The 209-nt window shown below is 74.2% G+C and carries 1 pseudogene; it reads left to right on the plus strand.

Annotated elements, in window-relative coordinates:
* Nucleotides 1–209, plus strand: a pseudogene (locus BFF76_RS34090) (sugar ABC transporter permease); the annotation flags it as partial.

The raw sequence follows: 209 nt of genomic DNA on the forward strand, positions 1-209 counted from the left end.
GGCCGGCCCGGCGAACCGCTCCTCGCCCCGGTCCCCCGGCGCCGGGCCGGCCGCCGCGGGCCGGGCCCGCTCTTCGTGCTGCCCTTCGCGGTCCCTTTCGTCCTCTTCCTCGTATGGCCCGTGCTCCAGGGCCTCTGGATGAGCTTCACCGACAGCTCACTCGCCCTGCGCGCCACGTCGTTCGTCGGTCTCGACAACTACGCCGAGGC

The sequence above is a fragment of the Streptomyces mutomycini genome, from assembly GCF_001700505.1.
GTDB lineage: Bacteria > Actinomycetota > Actinomycetes > Streptomycetales > Streptomycetaceae > Streptomyces > Streptomyces mutomycini.